We start from the raw sequence: 22,303 nt of genomic DNA, 5'->3' as shown, positions 1-22,303 counted from the left end.
TATTTTTGGTCCCGTGGTGTAGTGGTTAACATGCCTGCCTGTCACGCAGGAGATCGCCGGTTCGACCCCGGTCGGGACCGCCACTTTTGTTTATACCACCATTAGTGGTTTTATATATAGTTTTGGCTCGGTAGCTCAGTCGGTAGAGCAGAGGACTGAAAATCCTCGTGTCGGCGGTTCGATTCCGTCCCGAGCCACTCTCAGGATATTAAGTGGGCCCACTTAATATCCTTTTTATTTATGTAATTTTACAAAACTGAGTAGTTATTTTAAAATAGAACGAGGAGCCTCTAGCAGTTGAAGCTAGAGGTTTTTCTATAGATCGTATAGGATGCCGTGTAAAAGTGGATCATACATGAGTCTATGAGAATAGAGGAGAAAATACTTAAACAAAGGATGCGGTCATATAGGACATACTATGTAAACATCGATATGTTTAGGGATTATTGACCATATTTTTATAAGGAGGAAATAGACGATGATGGGAAAGAAAATTTTAGTAGTTGATGATGAAAAGCCGATTGCAGATATTTTGAAGTTTAATCTAGAAAAAGAAGGTTTTGAAATAGTAATGGCGCATGATGGTGATGAAGCAATTGAAAAAGCTAATGAAGAACAACCAGATATGGTTTTATTAGATATTATGCTACCGGGTAAAGATGGATTAGAGGTTTGCCGTGAAATACGTAAAAGTTCAGAAATGCCGATTATTATGCTTACAGCAAAGGACTCTGAGATTGATAAAGTATTAGGGCTTGAGCTTGGGGCAGATGATTATGTAACGAAGCCATTTAGTACGAGGGAATTACTTGCTCGTGTGAAGGCGAATTTACGCCGTCATCAACAAGGTGGTTCTGCAGAAAAAGAAGAAAATACAGAAATGGTTATTGGACCAATTGTTATTAATCCAAATGCATATAGTGTAACGAAGCGCGAGGAAAATATCGAGCTTACACATCGTGAATTTGAGTTGCTACATTATTTAGCGAAACATTTAGGACAAGTTATGACACGCGAACATTTATTACAAACAGTTTGGGGTTATGACTATTTTGGAGATGTGCGCACAGTAGACGTAACAGTACGTCGTTTGCGTGAAAAAATTGAAGATAATCCAAGCCATCCTACTTTAATTGTAACTAGACGTGGAGTAGGGTATTACTTGCGTGACCCAGAGCAGGAATAGTATATGAAGAAAGTTGGTTTTTTTCAATCTATTCATTTAAAATTTGTGCTTATATATATGCTATTAATATTAATAGCGATGCAAGTTATTGGGGTTTATTTCGTAAGGGAATTAGAGAAGAGCCTAGTACAAGGTTTTAGGGATTCTTTAACGCAGCAAACAAACTTATTATCATATAACTTGAAACAAGAGTTTAAAAAAAGTTATACAAAAGCAGAAACAGAGTCAACAGATGAAACCATTAAAACTTCTATTCGAAAATTTGCCTCTGATCAAAAGAAAGTTATCCAAGAGGTAAGTGTATTTGATTCGCATAGAAAGTTATTGGCTATTTCAGATGAATCAAAGCAGAATAAGGTGAATAGAACATCAACTGATATAGCTGTTCAGCGAGTGTTAGTACAAAAAAAGCCAGAAGTGAAAATTGAGAAGGATGGTAGTACAGGCCATCGTGTTCAAGTTATGCTTACTCCGATTCTAGATGATAATGGCAAGGATGCGCTTGGTGTTATATACATCGTTGCATCTATGGAAGATGTATATAAACAAATGAAGGATATAAATCAAATTTTTGCTACGGGAACAGTAATTGCCTTATTAGTAACGGCCGTACTTGGGATTTTATTGGCTCAAACAATTACAAGACCAATTTCAGATATGCGGAGACAAGCAATTGAAATGGCAAAAGGAAATTATTCGAGAAAAGTAAAAGTGCATAGCCATGATGAAATTGGACAACTGGCATTATCCTTCAATAATTTATCAAAAAAATTACAACAAGCTCGTTCTTCTACAGAAAGTGAAAGGCGTAAATTATCATCCGTTTTATCACATATGACAGATGGAGTAATTGCTACTGACCGAAAAGGGGATATTATTTTACTAAATGACCCTGCGGAAAAGATGTTAAATGTTTCTCGTGAAACAGCGCTCGATCAATCTGTTTTAGAGGTATTAGGGATACAGGAAGAATTTACGCTCGATCATTTATATGAAGAGCCAGATTCTGTGTTATTAGATTTTAGTACGAGAAACGAACCATATATTTTACGTGCTAGTTTCTCTGTTATTCAAAAAGAAACAGGGAAGGCCAATGGCTTAATTGCTGTACTATATGATGTAACAGAGCAGGAGCGTATAGAAGGGGAACGCCGTGAGTTTGTGGCGAATGTCTCTCATGAATTAAGGACGCCATTAACGACGATGCGCAGTTATTTAGAGGCACTTACAGATGGAGCGTGGCAGGATCCGAATATTGCACCACAATTTTTAACGGTTACACAAGAAGAAACAGAAAGAATGATTAGACTTGTAAATGCGTTGTTACAGCTATCTAAACTTGATAGTACAGAGCACCGTTTAATGAAAGAATGGGTCGACTTTACTGATTTCTTTAATAATGTTATTGATCGCTTTGAAATGTCTAAAGAGCAAAATGTAAGTTTCAAACGATCTTTCTCTAAAAAATCTAGGTTTATTGATATGGATACTGACAAAATTACTCAAGTGCTGTATAACATTATTTCTAACGCATTAAAGTATTCACCAGAAGGTGGAACAGTAACATATCGCTTACGTGATCGCGGTGATTTATTAGAAATTAGCGTAAGTGACCAAGGAATGGGTATTCCAAAAGAAAACGTTGATAAAATCTTTGAACGTTTTTATCGCGTAGATAAAGCTCGTTCAAGACAAATGGGTGGTACGGGACTTGGATTAGCAATTGCAAAAGAAATGATTGAGGCACATGGTGGCTCTATTTGGGCGAAGAGTGAAGAAGGAAAAGGGACAACTATTTATTTCACGTTACCAATGGCAGCAGATGAAGAGGACGATTGGGAATGAGTATGGAAAACTTTAAAACAATAGTTTTAATTAACCTAGTCGTAATTAGCCTATTTCTTACTTTTAACCTATGGACGTATGTGCCAGATTCTACATCCATGCAAAACGCGAAATTTGTACAGGGCAATGAAGGAACGAATCAAACTAAAATTGCCGATGTTGTCCGTCCTACTTCTATCATCGTGCATAAAGATAAAAATCATTATGGGAGCAGAAGAGAGGCAGATATAGAATCAATCTATAAGCCTCTGGAAGTAGGGGAACTACATGAGTTTAGAGAGATATCAATCACTAAGGGTGATTTCCTGTCCTATGTGCATGGTGAAGGGAAAATTGAACTTGTTTTCCCTACCGATATCCCATTTGATGCAGTTAAATCCATGTTTAACATGAAAGAGAAAGGTACAGATAAGCCTAAACATTTTAATCGTATTCTTCTTGATCCTTCTAGAAGTAAGGATCAAGAAATTAAAATTAACTTTGTTTCTGATGGTGATAACTTTAAAATATATGAGGCAAAATTAAGTGGCGTGTATTTAAAAGATATTGTAAATGCCCAAAATCAATTTATAGTATCAGCAAAGCCTTATTTTGATTATCAAATCAATGATATGAAAAAGTTATTTTTACCAGATGGAACGACAGAGTTAAACAATATAACATATATCTCATCTAATTTAGCAGTGGATACGTTTAAGAATGCTCTGTTTAGTGATCCTCGTTATTTAAGTCCAATTACTGAGATATCGAAAGAAACATTTACAGATGGTATTAGATCTATGGAAATTGAAGACGATCGTCACATGCTAAAGTATAAAAACTCTTCTGTCTTAACTGAGAAAACGATAGATAATTTAATGCTGTTACAAAAAAGCTTTGAATTCGTAAGTGGTCACAGTGGAAGTTTGGATTCATATCGTTTGGACTATATGAATAAAGGAGAGACAGTGTTTCGCTTACATGAAGATGGATATTCCGTATTCAATACAGATGGATTAGCTGAATTGAGACAAAAATGGGGATCAGAAGAAGTAATGGAATATGAAAGACCGTTGCTGTCTTTAAATACTAAAGGCATAGAACAGAAGGTTACTCTTCCGTCAGGGCATGTTGTAATAGCATCTCTAGAAAATAATCCAGAGATAAAGAAACAAGTAATTAAGGATATTGGTATTGGATACAAGTTATCACTAGATGGACAAGTAGTTCGACTACAACCAATTTGGTATGTAAAGCTTGTTGAAGGTGAAACAGGTAAACAGAAAATCTATGAGTGGAGTGAGGGAGGACTAAATGGATTGGGATCGGATTAAAACCATATTTATTGTGACCTTTTTTGTTTTGGACCTCTTTCTCATTTTTCAATTCATTCAAAAGCAAGATAGTAATCAATTGGAGCTTATTGCAGAAACAAAGATAGATCAAGAATTAAAGGCAAACAAAATTACTATAGGGAATATCCCTAAGGAACCGAAAAAAGAGTCGTTTATTAGAGCGGAAAATAAAGCCTTTAAAGAAGATGATATACAGTCTTTGAAAAATCAAACGGCGCATATACAAAATATGTACAAGATAGAAAGTAAGCTAAAAGAGCCTTTTTTAAATACGAAATCATTATCAAAAGATAAGTATAATGAATTTTTGAAGAACTATGTATTGGATGGACAAAAGTATGAATTTGGAGCGGTGAAAGACTCTAAAATTTATTTCTTCCAAAAATATAAAGATAAGCCTATTTTCTATAATAATCAGGCGATGATTGTTGTGGAATTAAATGAAAAAAATGAACTTGTTTCATATACGCAGACAATGCTAACTGATTTAAAAGAAATGGGCGAAGGTGAAAAAACGAAAGAGCAAGAAATTATTACGGCTCAAACAGCTTTAGAAAATTTGTATTTAAAAAATAAAATTCATGGAAATACGCATGTTAAAGAAGCACAAATTGGCTATGCCACTCTTACCGCATCTACTTCTAATAACCAAGTACTTGCTCCAACGTGGAATTTAAAAACGGAGCAGAAACAGGACTTCTTTGTGAATGCAATTGAAGGACAAGTTATGGAATTAGGGGAAAAGGAAAATCAAGTGGTTGATGAACATACTGGAGTGAGAAAGAATGGGGTTGCATTTTAGCGTACTTGCAAGTGGAAGTACAGGAAATATGCTATACGTAGGAACCGATGAAAAAAAATTACTAGTCGATGCAGGTTTAAGTGGTAAAGCGACAGAGGCTTTATTTAAACAAGCAGAACTGAATATAAATGATGTATCAGGTATTCTTGTAACACATGAGCATAGTGATCATATTAAAGGGTTAGGTGTATTGGCGCGTAAATATGATTTACCCGTTTATGCGAATGAAAAAACATGGAATGCAATGGAACATTTAATAGGAAATATCCCAACTGAGCAAAAATTCATTTTCTCAGTTGGGGATGTGAAAACATTTGGTGATATTGAAGTCGAATCATTTGGAGTTTCTCATGATGCGGCAGAACCGATGTTTTATGCTTTCCATAACAATAATAGGAAATTAGCACTTATTACAGATACGGGATACGTAAGCGACCGTATGAAGGGCGTTATTAAGGGAGCTAATGCTTTCGTATTTGAAAGTAATCATGATGTGGAAATGCTTCGTATGGGACGTTACCCATGGAGCATTAAACGACGTATTTTAAGCGACGTTGGGCATGTTTGTAATGAAGATGCTGCATTAGCAATGGCAGATGTAATTACAGATGAGACAAAGCATATTTATTTAGCCCATTTAAGCTTAGATAATAACATGAAAGAACTAGCTCGTATGTCAGTATCACAAGTACTAGAGGAAAAAGGATTTGGAGTGGGTGAATCCTTTGAAATTCACGATACAGATCCAAAAATGCCTACAAAAATTCAATACGTATAATTCTTCATTTTAGTAAACAATAAAGGTGAATATAGTTGTTTTCAGGAAGATGGGTGAACAAATATGTCCTTTATTGATGAAGAAAATTATCGTATGAAACGTGCAGGGAAAAAGAAGCATAAAGGTATAGTTCTTTCTAGTATAGCGGGAACAATTGTAGGAGCTTCTTTATTTGCGTTTGGAGCTCCTTTATTTTCAAATTCTGCTGATACGCTTCCGCAAGCTGAAGCAAGCGGAAGTAATATGGCCGAAGCTCAAGGAATTAAACAGATTAGCTTTGTAGATGCTGTTGACCGTGCATCTGAAGCTGTTGTGGGCGTTATTAACATTCAACGAGATAACTTTTCAGAGGCAGATTCAGAGGCTGGTACAGGATCAGGAGTAATTTATAAAAAGACAAATGGTCAAGCTTATATTGTAACGAATAATCATGTTGTAGCTGGAGCGAATCGTATTGAAGTAAGTTTAAGTGACGGTAAGAAGGTTCCTGGAAAAGTATTAGGAACCGATGTAGTCACAGATTTAGCTGTATTAGAAATAGATGCAAAGCATGTGAAAAAAATAATTGAAATCGGCGATTCTAATACTGTTCGCAGAGGAGAGCCAGTCATTGCGATTGGAAATCCACTCGGACTGCAATTCTCTGGAACTGTTACACAAGGTATTATTTCAGCTAATGAACGTATTGTCCCTGTAGATTTAGATCAAGATGGACACTATGATTGGCAAGTAGAAGTGTTACAAACGGATGCGGCGATTAATCCGGGGAATAGTGGCGGTGCGCTTGTAAATGCAGCAGGACAATTAATTGGTATTAATTCAATGAAAATTGCTGCAAAAGAAGTAGAAGGAATCGGACTTGCTATTCCGGTGACTAGGGCTGTTCCGATTATGAATGAACTTGAGAAGTATGGAAAAGTAAGAAGGCCGTATGTTGGGATTGAACTTAGGTCATTAAATGAAATTCCAAACTATTATTGGTCAAAAACATTACATTTACCAGGTACTGTAACAGAAGGAGTTTGTATTTTGGATGTGAAAAGTCCTTCGCCAGGCGCAGATGCTGGTTTAAGAGAACATGATGTTATTGTGGCAGTAGATGGAAAACCGATTCGCGATATTATTGGATTCCGCACGGCCTTATATGATAAGGAAATTAATGATAAAATGACTCTTACGTTTTATCGTGGTACAAAAAGAGTAACAACAACAGTGAAATTAGGCATTCAAAAGTATTAAAAACAGGAGGGCCTACCTCCTGTTTTCTATTGTAGAAAAGTGAGGTGAAGAAAATGAATTTACCTTGTTGTTTAGAACATGTTGAATTAGCGTTAGATATTATTGTGGATGAGTGTGAAGTTGCGCCGGTTATCAACAATGTGGATAACTCAGAAAAAGAGAAAAAAACATGTGAATTTTGTCAAAATGAGGCGACATATGTTGTATCGAACACAGATTCTCACACAATATGTGGGTAGTGTTTGTGGATATGTGGATAAGTTTTGTGGATAACATGTTTGTAAGGTGGATGATACGTGTGAATATCTCGATTATTTCAATTGGGAAATTAAAAGAAAAATATTTGAAACAAGGTATAGCAGAATACTTAAAACGATTATCAGCATACGCAAAAGTAGAAGTAATTGAATTGCCCGATGAAAAGGCGCCAGAAAATTTAAGTGAAGCAGAAATGTTAATTGTAAAGGAAAAAGAAGGTATACGTATACTGGATAAAATTTCTGATGACACGCATGTGATTGCATTAGCTATAGAAGGAAAGCAAAAGTCATCAGAAGAATTTGCGGTAAGTCTAGATCGCCTTGCTACATACGGAAAGAGTAAAGTCGCATTTGTAATTGGTGGATCACTCGGACTAAGTTCAGAAGTGATGAAGCGTTCAAACGAATCACTTTCTTTTTCAAAGATGACATTACCACACCAATTAATGCGATTAGTATTGCTTGAACAAGTGTATAGAGCGTTTCGGATTAATCGTGGGGAACCGTATCATAAGTAAGATATTCTATGTAAAATAAAGGTAAGACACTGATATTATCATATTTATTTTATTATGCCTATAACTGGAGGCTATGTGAATGGTAAGTGATCAGACGAGATATTCTAGGCTCGCGAATATAACAAAAATAATAAATACGAAATTAGAACTACGTGAAGTATTGCAGCGTGTGACAATGGCGATATCAGAGGAGATTGTTAGGTGCGATGCTGTTGGAATTTATTTACCACAGGAAGATGGAACATTTAGAGGGTTTGCAGGAAAACCAGAGACCATAAATGGCGTAACGCTCGATACTCAGGTAATTGATCCTGAAATAGACTTACTGGCAAAAGAAGTTATTGAAACGAAAAAAACCATCTATATTCCTGATACCTCAAAGGATCATCGACCAGATCCGAGACCAGTTGATGCGTTTAAAATTAAGTCCTTATTAGCTCTGCCTATCTCATTTAGGCAAGAGTTATTTGGTCTGGTTTTTTTATTTGATTATGGGATTCCGATGAACTTAACAGATTCAGAAATTCAAAGTGTTGAAGCTTATGTAAATATGGCCGCGGTCGCAATTCAAAACGCAAATAATTTAACACAAAAGGAAAACCTTATTGCTGAGAAGCAGCTGTTACTAAATGTTACCCGTGATTTATCAATGTGTTCTTCGATACAGGAGAGTTTTGATAAATGCTTTTTTTACTTAGAACAGATTTTAGAGAGTAAAAATATGACTGCCCATCTTCTAGATCCGCTAGACAAAACAACGATTAAAACAACGAAATTAAGTAAGGGCTGTGATTGGACAGAAGCGGATCGGACAGAGAAAAGCTATGAAGCCAAGATCCAAGAGGTTATTCAAACAAAAAATATAGATAGTAAGGATCTATTGATGATTCCATTGGTTTCAGTGGGAGAAGTATTAGGGGTAATCGTCGTTGGCAAAGAAGGAAAAGCTCACAATTACGATAATTCTCAAATTCAACTAGCAAAATCTATCGTTGATGCCACAGCCCCTACGTTTTCAAATTTGTTATATATGGATCAACTAGAAAGCATAGTGAAAGAGCGAACGGGAGAGCTAGCTGCTGCTAATGAAAAAGTTACAAGTGTGATTGAATGTATTACGGATGGATTCTTTACTTTAAATAATAAATGGGAATTTACGTACGTAAATAAGCACCAATATTTTCCGCAAAGAAAAACAGCAAAAGATGTATTAGGAAAGAATATATGGGATGTTTTCCCGAGTGACATCGACACAGTTATGTATAAGGAATTTCATCGTGCGATGTCAGAGCGAACTACAGTTCATTTCGAATTTCTTTCTACTGCAGATGAATATTGGCACGAAGTTATTGCATACCCGTATGATGATGGTATTTGCTGTATTTTTAAAAACATAACGGAAAAAAAGAAATATGAACAGGAATTGAAAAGATTATCTAACATTGATTTAATAGGGCAAATGGCAGCAGGTATCAGCCATGAAATTAGAAATCCAATGACAACGGTACTAGGATTTTTGCAGTTATTAAAAGAAGAGAATACCTATGAGAAACATAATAAGTACTTTCATTTAATGATTGAAGAACTTAACCGTGCCAATTCTATTATTACTGAATTTCTCTCAATGGGTAATACAAGGAAATTAGATTTGCAGATGTTAGATTTAAATTCAATTATCCGCGATATTATCCCTTTAATAAAGATTGATACGTATAATCAAAATAAATATATTCAAGTCGATACAAATGACATTCCGGAATTACTTTTAAATCGTAATGAGATACGGCAATTATTAATGAATCTATATCGTAATGGCTTAGAAGCGATGAATACAGGGAAAGTTCTAACCATTAGCACCTACAAGGAAGGTCAAAATTGTGTGGTGCTTGCAGTGCACGATCAAGGAAAAGGTATCAGGCCTGAAGTCTTAGAGAAACTGGGTACGCCATTTTACACGACCAAAGATAATGGAACTGGATTGGGGTTAGGTGTATGTTATGCCATTGCTGCCCGCCATAATGCAAAAATAGAAATTCAAACAGGATCGGAAGGCACTACCTTTTTTGTTAAATTTAATTATAAAGATAATAAAAATTAAACTTATTTAGATTAGTTACGGTGAACTGTATCATAAATATTGATCCGAAATTAATCATGCCTTGTGTACCAACATGAAGTATTATTGGCTGTATATTGAATAAAATGCGTATAAAAAAGCACTTATCTTTACAAGATAGAGTGCTTTTTTATACGCATTTTATTATTTTAGATTTAACCGATATGTAATGAAGATGTACAGTAAATATGGGGGTATGCAAGTGCCTGGTGAAATCAAGTATACTCAATATAGGAAAAAAGAAGTATTAGATGTAATTAGGGGGGATTAACATATTTAAGGAAGATATGAAAAAAATATTGGCATCATTACTAAAAAATCCATTAGTAATAATCGTATACTGGATTTTTTGTTATGAGTTAGCTTTATTATGTATGTATGGGAGAATGAATAATAATATTTATATTTGGTTATTATCTATAGCATTTCTAATACTTATCATTATATTTACTACAATTAAAATTGTGAAAAATAGGGAACGCGAATCATCCAAATTATTAAATGTAAAGGGATGGAAATACATTTCTGTTCTAATACTTATCCTTATAACGTCTTTTTATGGGATAAAAATTTATAAAAGTGCAACGAATTATGGCGGTAAACTAGCATGGTTTATAGAAAGCGTAAAAAACGAAAGATCAGTTAAACTTGAGCGTGATAATATATATAAGTATGGTGTAGAGGGCATTTTTGAAGATATAAATAAGAAATATACTTTGCCAAAGAAGTTATATATGTCGGATGATTTTACTTTGGAATTTAAATCAGATGGAACAATTACATCATTTGATACTTTTCTTTATGGGAAAAATGCTGCTGGAAAAGAGGAAAGCTACTTAATATCTTATAATAAAAATAAATCAAAAGATATTTTTGTAGGATTAAATGGGTATGTTAACGCTGATTATAATGAAGATAAATTAGTAAAACCTTTAATTAAAACAGTTCAAGCCATTCCAGTTAAACAAACTGTAAGTAAGTGGAATGAAGATAAGTATGGGCTGGTCTATTATGGGAAAAGGAACTGGGGTTACAACAGAGAAGGAATTATTAATATTAATAAAGATGGGAAATTAGAGAAGCTTGAAGAAGCAAAGTCCGAAATAATTGGATATACGGTATCTATATTTATCCCTGGAAAAGAGAAAGAGGTAGTACCTGCTAGATATAATTTACTAGGTGACCCAAATTGGAGTAAGGAAAGTAGTTCTAAAAAGAAAAAGAAGAATTTAACTAATAATAATGAGCAATTTTACTTTTCAAAAGAAGTTGGTTATAAACTAGATGTCACAGATAAAGCATTAGGGAGCACCTTTTATTCACTAAGCAAGACAATTGATGGAGGGGAAACATGGGGAGTTATAAATGAAGACCCGTTCAATGAAGCGGTAGGTAGTGCATCAGGAATCATCTTTTTTAATGAAAAGCTCGGATTTTTAAGGGCAGCCAGACCCTCTGGAAATGAAGGGAGGTTATACCGTACAGATGATGGGGGTATAACTTTTAAAAAGTTGAGCTATACAAATTATGAAGTGAAACTAGAAAGTGGACAGGCAATAAATCCGTTTGATTTTCCTAATATGCCTTATGAGAAGGATGGAGTTTTTAACATGCTAGTAGGGCAAGGAGCAGATGGAGACTACAATGGTAATAGTAGTATACTTTATCAATCAAAAGATCAAGGTGAAACATGGGAGTATGTAAAAGAGGTTAAAGATAATTAATAGTGGGAAAGACCATTGGACAAAAATTACCGATGGTCTTTTAAACATTATTAGATGGTATGTACATTTCCTAAAATAAGTATGTTTCTATTTCTATAAAAATATGCTGTAATATGAAGAGGAAAAAGTATAAGTAGTTAGAGAAGTGAGGAATTAAAGGTGAAGAAGTTTAAGAAGTTTTACTTGGAGATTACGAGTGTGTGTAATCTTGCGTGTAGCTTTTGTCCGCCGACGGAAAGGCAGAAGCAATTCATTTCTGTAGAGGATTTTGCTAAAAGATTAGACCAAATTAAACCTCACACAGACTACATTTATTTGCACGTGAAGGGTGAGCCGTTGCTCCATCCGAAAATAGATCAGCTATTAGACTTAAGCCATGAAAAAGGGTTTAAAGTTAATATTACAACGAACGGAACGTTAATTAATAAGAGAAGGCATAGGCTGTTAAATAAGCCCGCGTTAAGACAAATGAATTTTTCACTGCATAGTTTTGATGGACACCCAGGTTCGCAAGATAAAGAGGGCTATGTAAGGAGTATACTTTCCTTCATTAGGGAAGCGACAAGTCAATCAGATTTAATTGTATCGTTAAGGTTATGGAATTTAACTCAGGATAATAAAACAAATGCTGAAATCCAGAAAAATAGAGAGTTATTATCCATAATTGAAAATGAATTTGATCTATCTTATCAGATTGAAGAGAAGCTTACACCAGGAAAAGGTATAAAAATTGCAGAACGTGTCTTTATTAATCAAGACTATGAATTCCAGTGGCCAGCATTACATGAAGAAGAGGATGATGGGAAAGGATTTTGTCATGGACTTCGTAATCAGGCAGGGATTTTAGCGAATGGGACGGTTATTCCTTGTTGTTTAGATGGTGAAGGGATTATTAACCTTGGAAATATTAATAATGATTCATTTTCTAACATTATAGAAGGTGAAAGAGCAACAAACATTGTCGATGGATTTTCAAAAAGAGTTGCGGTTGAAGAGCTTTGTAGGAAATGTGGATATCGTAAAAGGTTTGGGAAGTAAATATGAAATAAGCCCTCATAAAGCGAGGGCTTATTTTTTATTCTTGATAAGAATGCTCTAATTCATCAATTAATGAACCAACGTAAGAAACAGCTTTACGGATTGCATCTGATTTTGACATATCTACTCCGGCATGTTTCATTAGTTCAAGTGGTTTCATTGTACCACCAGCGCGAAGCACATTTAACCAGCGATCAATAGCAGGTTGTCCTTCCGCTTTAATCATTTGAGCTATTGCAGTAGCTGTAGTGAGGCCTGCGGAATATGTGTAAGAATATAGACCCATATAATAATGAGGCTGACGCATCCAAGTTAAGCCCGCACCTTCATCGATTTCTACAGAATCTCCCCAGAATGTCGAAAGGACATTTGTTTTAATTTCAGTTAAAGTTGTAGCTGTAAGGGCCTGTCCTTCTTCTGCTAGAGCATATACCCTACGTTGATATTCACCCTCAAGTAAATGAGTAACAAAGTTGTGATAATATGTGCCGAGTAGTTGTAGAATGACCCATCTGCGCATTCTCTTATCGTCAGTAGTCGCTAGTAAATGCTGAGCTAATAGTAATTCATTCATAGTTGATGGTGCTTCAACAAAGTACATAGATGGGCGTACGTTCATGATACGTTGGTTTTTATTTGCTAAATAGAAATGACCAGCATGTCCAAATTCATGTGCTAATGTGAAGCATCCACGCATCGTATTTTGCCATGTAATTAAAATATAGGGATGAGAGCCGTATGGACTTGAGCAAAATGCCCCGGTTGATTTGCCTACGTTATCTGCAAGATCTACCCATCTTTCTTTGAATCCTTTTTGGATTATTGAACTATATTCATCGCCTAATACTTTTAAAGAATCTTGAATGAGCGTGCCTGCTTCTTCATAAGTAATAGCTGGATTAAATTCGGGATCTAAAGGTGCATGTAAGTCGCAGAAAAGCATTTGATCGAGTCCTAATACTTTCTTTTTTAAATCTGCAAAACGGCGCATATGAGGTGCTAATTCTTTATAAATAATATCAAGTTGGTTGTTATACATTTCAAGTGGAACTCTTTGTGGTTCTAATAGCATATGGGTAACGGATTCATATTTACGTAAACGAGAAAGTGTTACTTGTTTTTTAACTTCAGTAGCATATGTTGTGGCAATTGTATTTTTATATTGTTTTAGTGTGGAAACAAATGATGAATATGCTTTTCGACGTATATATGTGCTTGGAGAAAATTCATATTTGCTTTCAAATAATGAGAATGAAACAGGGAGTTCGTTTCCTTGTTCGTCTTGTATAGAAGTGAAATCCATATCGGCCAATTTAGTCATGCCGTAAATTTTGTATGGAGAACTATGAACTTCGCCAAGTGCAGCAAGTGCTTCTTCTGTTTCAGGAGAGAGAGTGTGCTGCCTTTTTTTGAGTATCTCTAGTAACGACTTACGGAAAGGTTCAAGTTTTGTTTCGTCAGTTAAATATTTTTCAATTGTTCCTTCTTCAAGTGAGAGAATTTCATTATGGATAAAGGATAGTGCAGTATGTACTTTCGTCCATAAAGCAGAAATTTTGGAAGAGTTCGCTTGAATAACTGGATTTGTACGATCAGTAGATTCTTTTAAATTTGCATATGAATACAGTTTTGTTAACTTCATTAAAAGCTCTTCTTCTAAAAGTAGGCAATTTAATAAAGTTGTGGAGTTGGTATGTAAACGTCCTTTAAATGTATCAAGTTTCTGTATATCATTTTCTAATACGTTTAATGCGGTATGCCATTCGGCATCAGAATTATACAAATCGGATAAATCCCATGTTAGTTCAGCAGGCACCTCTGCGCGATTAAGGCGATTTTCCATTACATTTTTCAAGTCTATCTCCTCCTCATTAAGACTATTTAAAAACATGATACTAGAAAATTCAGTAAAATAAAAATATTTTATGTTTTTATATATTAAAAAGAAGGACAAGCACTTTTATGCTTGTCCTTCTTTTTAAATTTAAGAATTAATATACTTTATCGCCGTTGAAAATCGAGTTTTTCACGACAACATAATCTACAGTACGAATAGCATCTAATTTTGTTCCGCCAGCGTAAGAGATAGAAGATTGAAGATCTTGTTCCATTTCGATTAACGTATCTTCTAAAGAACCTTTATGCTCAACGAACATTTTCTTACCTTCAACGTTTTTCTTCTCACCCTTTTGGAATTCAGAAGCAGAACCGAAGTATTCTTTATAAAGTTTGCCATCTCTTTCGATTGTTTCCCCTGGAGACTCTTCGTGACCAGCGAATAGAGAACCGATCATGACCATAGTTGCCCCAAATCGAATAGATTTAGCTACGTCGCCGTGTGTACGAATACCACCATCAGCGATAATTGGCTTACTTGCAGCTTTTGCACACCAGCGAAGTGCAGCTAGCTGCCAACCACCAGTTCCGAAGCCTGTTTTAATTTTAGTAATACAAACTTTACCAGGTCCAATACCAACTTTTGTTGCATCAGCACCAGCATTTTCTAATTCTCTTACCGCTTCTGGAGTTCCAACGTTTCCAGCGATAACGAAGCTCCCTGGTAAATGTTTTTTTATATGTTGAATCATGTTGATCACAGCATTAGAATGACCGTGTGCGATATCAATCGTGATATATTCAGGTGTAATTTGCTCAGCAGCTAATTGTTGTACGAATTCATATTCGTCCTCTTTTACACCAACGCTGATAGAAGCGATTAATCCACGTGATTGCATATCTCTAATGAATGAGATTCGTTTCTCTGGTTGGAAACGATGCATGATATAGAAGTAATTGTTTTCAGCTAAATAAGTTGCGATTCTTTCATCAATAATCGTTTGCATATTTGCAGGCACGACAGGTAATTTAAATTTATGTTTTCCTAAAGTGACAGTTGTATCACATTCAGAGCGGCTATTTACAATACATTTTGCAGGAATTAATTGAATATCTTCATAGTCGAATACGTTTTCCATCATTTACACCCCTAAAATACGAATATTTTATTTTTATTAATCAAAAATGTTCGTCCATAGGATAATTTACATTATTTTTATTAAGAAGTCAAAGGATTTCTTAACATTTTTTGAAAAACTAGATGTTACATCTGAAAAATAACGTTAAAAACGAATTTAAAATGTATTTTTATTTATATTGTTCGTTTATGGTAAAGATTGAAAAATTGAGATAATTATATAAGGTTGTATGTATTCTTTTTATTTTTTTGGAGTGGAATGGAGGATACCATGAAAGAGTCAATGCTAACAATACGAGCAAAAGATGTTATCAATTAGTTGAACAATATATGAAATGATAAGGTTTATTTCTATATAAAAAGAGGAATCTGGTATGAACCACCTTTTTATGTAAGGTTTCAAGTATAATAAGTAGGGTAATAGTAACGTATACAAAAGATAAAAAAGAAAATAATACATAATAAAATGAGGTTAATATATGAGTAAAAAAAGTTTTTCTGATTATAAATTAAGTAAGGAAATTGTAAGGGCACTTACTGGGTTAGGATATGATCATCCAACAGAAGTACAAGGTGAGGTTATTCCAGTCGCATTACAAAAGAAGGATCTTGTTGTGAAGTCTCAGACTGGAAGTGGAAAAACAGCTTCATTTGGTATTCCACTTTGTGAAATGGTGGAGTGGGAAGAGAATAAACCACAAGCATTAGTTTTAACACCAACGAGAGAGCTTGCGGTGCAGGTAAAAGAAGATATTACAAATATAGGTCGATTCAAAAGGATTAAGGCTGCGGCAGTTTATGGGAAATCTCCATTTGCACGTCAAAAATTAGAATTAAAGCAAAAGACACACATTGTAGTTGGGACTCCTGGTCGTGTATTGGATCATATTGAGAAGGGTACCCTTTCTTTAGAGTGTTTGAAGTATTTAGTTATTGATGAAGCAGATGAGATGCTAAATATGGGCTTTATCGATCAAGTAGAGGCAATTATTGATGAATTACCTACAAAAAGAATGACAATGTTATTTTCAGCAACACTTCCAGAAGATGTTGAAAAATTGTCTCGTACATATATGAATTCACCAACTCATATTGAAATTAAAGCAGCTGGGATTACAACGGATAAAATTGAACATACTCTTTTTGAGGCGATAGAAGACGAGAAGTTTTCACTACTTAAAGATGTAACAATGATTGAGAATCCTGATAGTTGTATTATTTTCTGCCGTACACAAGAAAATGTAGATCATGTATATAGACAGCTAAAACGAGCTAATTATCCTTGTGACAAAATACATGGTGGTATGGTACAAGAAGATCGTTTTGAAGTCATGGATGATTTTAGAAAAGGAAAATTCCGTTATTTAGTAGCAACAGACGTAGCTGCGAGAGGAATTGATATTGATAATATTACACATGTTATTAATTATGATATTCCACTTGAAAAAGAAAGCTATGTACATCGTACTGGAAGAACGGGACGAGCTGGAAATAGTGGAAAAGCTATTACATTTATAACACCATATGAAAATAGATTTTTAGAAGAGATTGAGGATTATATTGGTTTTGAAATTCCAAAGGCAATTGGACCTTCAAAAGAAGAAGTTATGAAAGAGAAAGCTGCATTTGAAGAAAAGATACATGCTAAACCAATTATTAAGAAAGATAAAAATGCGGACATAAACAAAGGCATTATGAAGCTGTACTTTAATGGCGGGAAGAAAAAGAAAATTAGAGCGGTAGATTTCGTCGGTACAATTGCTAAAATTAAAGGTGTTACAGCAGAAGATATAGGCATTATTACGATACAAGATAACGTTTCTTACGTTGAAATATTAAATGGAAAAGGACCACTTGTCTTGAAAGTCATGAAGACTACAACGATTAAAGGGAAACAATTAAAAGTTCATGAGGCAATTAAGTAAATAAAAAACTATCCACTTTAATAGGTGGATAGTTTTTTATTTATGATTTTTTCAAATCATCAACTAGTTGCTCTGCTAAACGTCTATACATATTACTCATAGTCACGAAGGATGTTAATAGTAGAAATTTTTCTAGCTTTGTACCTTCTAAGGAAGAAATCTTATTTACTTCTGTAACACGTTTATTTACGTCTTGTTTAAAGTTTTCGACATTGCTTGCAGTAAGAGCAAGATAATTTTTATATAACGCATTTAATTCAAATGAATCATCGTTTAATAAGGAGTCATTTATATTTTCTAATGAACTTTTTATGTCGTTAATGGAGAGAGCTCCCTTTAATTGGTAAATCAGGCTAATTAAAATCATATGCTCTTTTGAATACTTTTTATTTTTGATAGGGATGAATAGTTTCCCTTTTGCGTAATTATTAATCATCGTTTTTGTTAATACTTTTTCATCATCAGTTCTCGTTGTATCTGCATAAGTATTCTCAAATAGTTGGACAACTTGGTCTACATATAAGTCAACATTTGGAATATCCTCAAGTTTAATATTTTTTTCTAAATGTAATGTCTCAAGTAATTCATTTATATTTTCCACGTAGAATCCCTCACTTTTATAACTTAGTGGAACTTAATGTTTAATATATCTTTAAATATGGTATTACGAAACAAATGAATTGTAAATGTTGACCTTAAAAAGAAATGTGTATATAATTACATGTAGTTATCAAAACTACATGTAATTATATGAGGGGTGTTATTATGAATACTTATGTAAGGGAACCAGTTAACGCATTTACTCACTTAGGTGGAGCGATCTTATCATTTATTGCCTTATTAGCTATGCTTGTGAAAGTTTCTATTAAGATGCCATCATTTGCTGCAATTACAGCTGTTATTTTGTTTGGTATTGGAATGATGGTCCTTTATGCGGCGTCAGCTGTGTATCATAGTGTTGTGGCCAATGAACGTGTTATTTACTTCTTTAGGAAGCTAGATCATTCTATGATTTTTATATTAATTGCAGGTACATATGCACCCTTTTGCTTAATTACATTAAATTCAGCAAGTGGTTTGCTATTATTTTGTTTAGTCTATGCAACTGCGATTTGTGGTATTGTGTTTAAAATGTTTTGGTTTAATTGTCCAAGATGGTTATCGACAGCAATTTATATTACGATGGGTTGGTTAATTGTTTTGTTCTTTGCACCGTTAGCTGAGAATTTAAGTACAGGAGGTATTGTTTTCTTAGTACTTGGGGGCATTTTTTATACAATTGGTGGATTTATTTATGGCACAAAGCCAAAATGGCTAGAGTTTAAATATATGGGACATCATGAAATTTTTCATGTTTTTGTATTATTAGGTAGTCTTGCGCATTTTCTAAGTGTATATTGTTACGTAATTTAATAAAAAGACGCCACATAATTTTTATTATGTGGCGTTTTTTTTATTACCTGATTAGAATCGTATATGTTATAAAATTATTATGGGATAAAATGTAAGTTTCTGTGTTCGCATGTTAAACATAGGATAAGAAATATGTGATATACTTTGAGAAGTTTATAATGAATGAAATATGGAGGACTATAATTATGGCAATACTTGTAACAGGTGGAGCAGGATATATTGGTAGTCATACATGTGTAGAATTACTAAATAGCGGTTACGAAGTTATAGTAGTGGATAATCTTTCGAATAGCTCGGTAGAATCCATAAATCGAGTGAAAGAAATAACAGGAAAACAATTTAAGTTTTATAAAGAAGATGTTTTAAATCGCGAAGCGCTTGACGCAATTTTTGAAGAAAATGTAATTGAAGCAGTTATTCACTTTGCAGGATTTAAAGCTGTAGGGGAGTCAGTAGCGATTCCATTAACATATTATCATAACAACATTACAAGCACGTTAGTGCTATGTGAAGTAATGCAGAAACATAATGTAAAGAAGATGATCTTTAGTTCATCTGCAACTGTATATGGTATCCCGGAAACGTCACCGATTACGGAGGAGTTTCCATTAAGTGCAACAAATCCATATGGTCAAACGAAATTAATGATTGAGCAAATTATGCGTGATGTAGCATTTGCAGATGCAGAATGGGGTATCGCATTACTTCGCTATTTCAATCCATTTGGTGCACACGAAAGTGGGCGTATCGGAGAAGATCCAAATGGAATCCCAAATAACTTAATGCCATATGTAACGCAAGTAGCAGTAGGTAAGTTAAAAGAATTAAGTGTATTCGGAAATGACTATCCAACGAAAGATGGAACAGGAGTCCGTGATTACATCCATGTTGTGGACTTAGCAAATGGTCACGTAAAGGCGCTTGAGAAAGTAATGAGTACAACAGGAGTAGATGCTTATAACCTGGGCACAGGCATGGGCTATAGTGTACTAGAGATGGTTGAAGCATTTGAAAAAGTTTCGGGCAAGAAAGTTCCTTATAAAATCACAGAGCGTCGCCCAGGTGATGTGGCAGTATGTTTTGCTGATGCATCGAAAGCAAAGCGTGAATTAGGCTGGGAGGCAACACGCGGATTAGAAGAGATGTGTGCAGATTCTTGGAAATGGCAATCAAATAATAAAAATGGCTATTTAGAAGTTTAATGATGAATAAAAAAATGACCTTTGCTTAAAAGCAAGAGGTCATTTTTTATATTCATTTTTTATTAAGTTTATTACCTAACCTAGAAAAGAACGTTCCCTGTTTTATAGGAATATTTGACTGGCAACACGTGTAGGAATCGATACTTTCAATATTAGTAAAGGTATTGATTATTAAGTATGCGCTCTATTTCTCGTCTTAGAACGAAAGTGTATTTAATATAGCCTAGTAGTAAGTGAATAAAGATTGAAAAGTGCTACAAAGGTATTGTTATAAATAAGGAAAATTATCGGAAAGGATATAGATGAGGGATCAACTGCCTGTAAAACCCCAACTGATTAAAGTTTTATTTTATGATCAGCCAGCAACACAAGAGCAATTTCAGCGAGCATATGTAAATTTATTAAAAGAAATTAAAGGTTTTGATTCAAGCCTATTCCTTATACAAAATTGAGGATTTGAAACAATCAAAAACTGTTAAGGGTTACTATCGCGTTTTAGGTCCGTAATACAATTTTCTCATAAGAAAGAATGTATTACGGACCACCACCTATTACATAATAGGAGGAATTAATGAATTCGAACAAGTTGTTTGTGATATACTGTGTTTCCCTCTTGACTTGTATATGGTGGGAGACTTCGTCCGAAACAATTTGCAATAATATTGGAGTGAGCGGGATAAGAAATACGTATTTCATACAAATCAATAGTTTCATCTAAATTAGCATAAAAGACTGCGAGATGATTGCCTTGTAAAACATATGGGAATTCTACTTCTGCATTTTCACCAATTAATACAGGTAACTTTACAGGATTAGAATAATTAGACCAATCCCACACTTCTATATTTACATAGTGAGCGTAATATGCATCTAAATTTACAATGTTTATGACCGCTGAAATAGTTGCAGGTTCTCTTGTTAATACACCTGTAGAGTGAAAAACAGAATGATTTGGATAATGAAGAGGCATAAATATCAAACCTTTCTTAAAATGATAGGATTTTACAATATCTTATGCTAGAAGGTAGTAGAATGAGATAGAGGAATGTATTATTTTATTCATTTTTTATGGAAATTGAAAGCGTATTATTGAAATGTATTCCAACACTTGTATCATCGCTAGAGTCCGTTTATAATCAAGGAATCCTAGTTCATGTTTTGATAGGATTATTTATTATTGAAAGCGTTTTAAGTTCGCTCCTTTTTAAGGTAGGAGGTCTGACTTATACAGATGAAAAATTATGTATGTAGTTTTAAATGGGAAGAAAAATAATATAAGTATCACTTTATAGTGTGGGGAGGTTAAAAGTGTGAAAGGTAAAGATTTTCACACGAGTATATATGGGTTATGTAGGATTATTACTTTCAGGGGCAGCTTTATTTTTAAATAGTCTTGTTATATTAGGGAAAGCAGAGATGAAAAGTGCGGGTGTTTTTAATTTATTTGTGGGTGCACTACAAATTATTATTCCGTTTTATTTGATCATGATTTCTGACCAAAGCAATTGGACAGTGTATTCATATGCGGCTACTTTCTTATTTGGATTAACCTATTTATATGTAGGTGTTACTTTTATAAAGGGAATGGATAGTAGTGGTCTAGGATGGTTTTGTATTTGGGTAGCAATTATAGCCTTATTCTATATGGTTGTTTCATTTGTTCAATTTCATGATGTTGTTAATGCGTTAACATGGTTTATGTGGGCATTACTTTGGTACTTATTCTTTGTGCTAAATACACAAAAAAAGAATATTAATCAATATCTCGGACGAATCGCCTTCGTACAATCATGGGTAACATTGACTTTACCTTCACTATTTTATTTTATGGGAGTGTGGGGAGAGGGATTTGTATATGAACTATGGGTTTATGTATCAGTAATTTCTATTTTGTACTTTTGTTATTGTATTTTTAAATATAGAGTCCGTTAATATATTATCTGCATAAA

At 34.2% G+C, this 22,303-nt stretch carries 19 protein-coding genes and 2 tRNA genes; 17 read left to right on the top strand and 4 right to left on the bottom strand.

The features are described from left to right. Nucleotides 1-7 precede the first annotated feature (7 nt). The 13 genes from DOS87_RS29545 (at nt 8) to DOS87_RS29485 (ending at nt 12,840) form a co-directional block, all read left to right on the top strand. Nucleotides 8-83: transfer RNA gene (locus DOS87_RS29545), tRNA-Asp, on the top strand. Between the two features lie 41 nt (nt 84-124). Beyond that, nucleotides 125-197: transfer RNA gene (locus DOS87_RS29540), tRNA-Phe, on the top strand. 281 nt (nt 198-478) lie between these two features. Next, nucleotides 479-1,186, top strand: a complete 708-nt coding sequence (gene walR / locus DOS87_RS29535; RefSeq protein WP_000971869.1) for a cell wall metabolism DNA-binding response regulator WalR — start codon at nt 479-481, stop codon at nt 1,184-1,186. Nucleotides 1,187-1,189: 3 nt separating this feature from the next. After that, nucleotides 1,190-3,031, top strand: coding sequence for a cell wall metabolism sensor histidine kinase WalK (gene walK / locus DOS87_RS29530; RefSeq protein WP_000755366.1), 1,842 nt, complete (start codon nt 1,190-1,192; stop codon nt 3,029-3,031). Beyond that, nucleotides 3,028-4,344, top strand: coding sequence for a YycH family regulatory protein (locus tag DOS87_RS29525; RefSeq protein WP_000061567.1), 1,317 nt, complete (start codon nt 3,028-3,030; stop codon nt 4,342-4,344). Before walK ends, DOS87_RS29525 begins: the two co-directional genes overlap by 4 nt. Then, entirely contained in the window at nt 4,325-5,167 is an 843-nt protein-coding gene (locus DOS87_RS29520; RefSeq protein WP_000383719.1) for a two-component system regulatory protein YycI, read from the top strand. The genes DOS87_RS29525 and DOS87_RS29520 overlap by 20 nt, the downstream gene beginning before the upstream one ends. Beyond that, on the top strand, nt 5,151-5,945 hold the full coding sequence (locus DOS87_RS29515) for an MBL fold metallo-hydrolase (RefSeq protein WP_000522837.1): 795 nt from the start codon (nt 5,151-5,153) through the stop codon (nt 5,943-5,945). Before DOS87_RS29520 ends, DOS87_RS29515 begins: the two co-directional genes overlap by 17 nt. 63 nt (nt 5,946-6,008) lie before the next feature. Continuing rightward, a complete protein-coding gene (locus DOS87_RS29510) occupies nt 6,009-7,184 on the top strand; it encodes a S1C family serine protease (RefSeq protein WP_000008032.1) in 1,176 nt (391 codons plus the stop codon). Nucleotides 7,185-7,237: 53 nt separating this feature from the next. Beyond that, complete coding sequence (locus DOS87_RS29505) at nt 7,238-7,423, top strand: CxxH/CxxC protein (protein ID WP_001052827.1); 186 nt, start codon at nt 7,238-7,240, stop codon at nt 7,421-7,423. A 59-nt stretch (nt 7,424-7,482) separates the two neighbouring features. Then, nucleotides 7,483-7,962: a 23S rRNA (pseudouridine(1915)-N(3))-methyltransferase RlmH gene (gene rlmH / locus DOS87_RS29500; RefSeq protein ID WP_001027003.1), complete on the top strand. Its 480-nt coding sequence runs from the start codon at nt 7,483-7,485 to the stop codon at nt 7,960-7,962. Nucleotides 7,963-8,041: 79 nt separating this feature from the next. Beyond that, nucleotides 8,042-10,060: a GAF domain-containing sensor histidine kinase gene (locus DOS87_RS29495; RefSeq protein WP_098424964.1), complete on the top strand. Its 2,019-nt coding sequence runs from the start codon at nt 8,042-8,044 to the stop codon at nt 10,058-10,060. 305 nt (nt 10,061-10,365) lie between these two features. Beyond that, nucleotides 10,366-11,802, top strand: a complete 1,437-nt coding sequence (locus DOS87_RS29490) for a WD40/YVTN/BNR-like repeat-containing protein (RefSeq protein ID WP_000721638.1) — start codon at nt 10,366-10,368, stop codon at nt 11,800-11,802. A gap of 159 nt (nt 11,803-11,961) precedes the next feature. Further along, nucleotides 11,962-12,840, top strand: a complete 879-nt coding sequence (locus tag DOS87_RS29485) for a radical SAM/SPASM domain-containing protein (RefSeq protein WP_000713633.1) — start codon at nt 11,962-11,964, stop codon at nt 12,838-12,840. Between the two features lie 37 nt (nt 12,841-12,877). On the opposite strand, the gene pepF is transcribed toward DOS87_RS29485, so the two are convergent. After that, on the bottom strand, nt 12,878-14,695 hold the full coding sequence (gene pepF / locus DOS87_RS29480; protein ID WP_000800232.1) for an oligoendopeptidase F: 1,818 nt from the start codon (nt 14,693-14,695) through the stop codon (nt 12,878-12,880). Nucleotides 14,696-14,831: 136 nt separating this feature from the next. Beyond that, a complete protein-coding gene (guaC, locus tag DOS87_RS29475; protein WP_098577934.1) occupies nt 14,832-15,815 on the bottom strand; it encodes a GMP reductase in 984 nt (327 codons plus the stop codon). A 478-nt stretch (nt 15,816-16,293) separates the two neighbouring features. On the opposite strand from guaC, the gene DOS87_RS29470 reads away from it, so the two are divergent. Next, entirely contained in the window at nt 16,294-17,739 is a 1,446-nt protein-coding gene (locus DOS87_RS29470; RefSeq protein WP_000039346.1) for a DEAD/DEAH box helicase, read from the top strand. A gap of 40 nt (nt 17,740-17,779) precedes the next feature. Here DOS87_RS29470 and DOS87_RS29465 read toward each other — a convergent pair whose 3' ends face one another. Continuing rightward, complete coding sequence (locus DOS87_RS29465; protein WP_000427875.1) at nt 17,780-18,340, bottom strand: DUF1836 domain-containing protein; 561 nt, start codon at nt 18,338-18,340, stop codon at nt 17,780-17,782. A gap of 164 nt (nt 18,341-18,504) precedes the next feature. Between DOS87_RS29465 and DOS87_RS29460 the strand changes: the two genes are divergently transcribed. Continuing rightward, nucleotides 18,505-19,152, top strand: coding sequence for a PAQR family membrane homeostasis protein TrhA (locus DOS87_RS29460; protein WP_001099726.1), 648 nt, complete (start codon nt 18,505-18,507; stop codon nt 19,150-19,152). 185 nt (nt 19,153-19,337) lie between these two features. Continuing rightward, nucleotides 19,338-20,354 (top strand): UDP-glucose 4-epimerase GalE, encoded by a 1,017-nt coding sequence (gene galE, locus DOS87_RS29455; protein WP_000996551.1) that lies wholly within the window; start codon nt 19,338-19,340, stop codon nt 20,352-20,354. A 568-nt stretch (nt 20,355-20,922) separates the two neighbouring features. On the opposite strand, the gene DOS87_RS29450 is transcribed toward galE, so the two are convergent. After that, the gene (locus DOS87_RS29450; RefSeq protein ID WP_001128270.1) at nt 20,923-21,324 is read right to left on the bottom strand and encodes a hypothetical protein; all 402 of its coding nucleotides are present in this window, start codon (nt 21,322-21,324) and stop codon (nt 20,923-20,925) included. Between the two features lie 371 nt (nt 21,325-21,695). Between DOS87_RS29450 and DOS87_RS29445 the strand changes: the two genes are divergently transcribed. Further along, the gene (locus DOS87_RS29445; protein WP_000542567.1) at nt 21,696-22,286 is read left to right on the top strand and encodes an AmiS/UreI family transporter; all 591 of its coding nucleotides are present in this window, start codon (nt 21,696-21,698) and stop codon (nt 22,284-22,286) included. The last annotated feature ends 17 nt before the right edge of the window (nt 22,287-22,303 follow it).

It is taken from the genome of Bacillus sp. CR71 (genome assembly GCF_003429245.1).
Taxonomy (GTDB): domain Bacteria; phylum Bacillota; class Bacilli; order Bacillales; family Bacillaceae_G; genus Bacillus_A; species Bacillus_A thuringiensis_S.
Note: the sequence above shows the minus strand (reverse complement) of the source record. Positions and strands in the feature narration are given on the sequence as shown.

Coding starts and splice junctions, on each gene's coding strand:
- walR (WP_000971869.1), top strand. CDS start 479: ATGATGGGAAAGAAAATTTTAGTAGTTGATGATGAAAAGCCGATTGCA.
- walK (WP_000755366.1), top strand. CDS start 1,190: ATGAAGAAAGTTGGTTTTTTTCAATCTATTCATTTAAAATTTGTGCTT.
- DOS87_RS29525 (WP_000061567.1), top strand. CDS start 3,028: ATGAGTATGGAAAACTTTAAAACAATAGTTTTAATTAACCTAGTCGTA.
- DOS87_RS29520 (WP_000383719.1), top strand. CDS start 4,325: ATGGATTGGGATCGGATTAAAACCATATTTATTGTGACCTTTTTTGTT.
- DOS87_RS29515 (WP_000522837.1), top strand. CDS start 5,151: ATGGGGTTGCATTTTAGCGTACTTGCAAGTGGAAGTACAGGAAATATG.
- DOS87_RS29510 (WP_000008032.1), top strand. CDS start 6,009: ATGTCCTTTATTGATGAAGAAAATTATCGTATGAAACGTGCAGGGAAA.
- DOS87_RS29505 (WP_001052827.1), top strand. CDS start 7,238: ATGAATTTACCTTGTTGTTTAGAACATGTTGAATTAGCGTTAGATATT.
- DOS87_RS29495 (WP_098424964.1), top strand. CDS start 8,042: ATGGTAAGTGATCAGACGAGATATTCTAGGCTCGCGAATATAACAAAA.
- DOS87_RS29490 (WP_000721638.1), top strand. CDS start 10,366: ATGAAAAAAATATTGGCATCATTACTAAAAAATCCATTAGTAATAATC.
- guaC (WP_098577934.1), bottom strand. CDS start 15,815: ATGGAAAACGTATTCGACTATGAAGATATTCAATTAATTCCTGCAAAA.
- DOS87_RS29470 (WP_000039346.1), top strand. CDS start 16,294: ATGAGTAAAAAAAGTTTTTCTGATTATAAATTAAGTAAGGAAATTGTA.
- DOS87_RS29460 (WP_001099726.1), top strand. CDS start 18,505: ATGAATACTTATGTAAGGGAACCAGTTAACGCATTTACTCACTTAGGT.
- galE (WP_000996551.1), top strand. CDS start 19,338: ATGGCAATACTTGTAACAGGTGGAGCAGGATATATTGGTAGTCATACA.
- DOS87_RS29450 (WP_001128270.1), bottom strand. CDS start 21,324: ATGCCTCTTCATTATCCAAATCATTCTGTTTTTCACTCTACAGGTGTA.
- DOS87_RS29445 (WP_000542567.1), top strand. CDS start 21,696: ATGGGTTATGTAGGATTATTACTTTCAGGGGCAGCTTTATTTTTAAAT.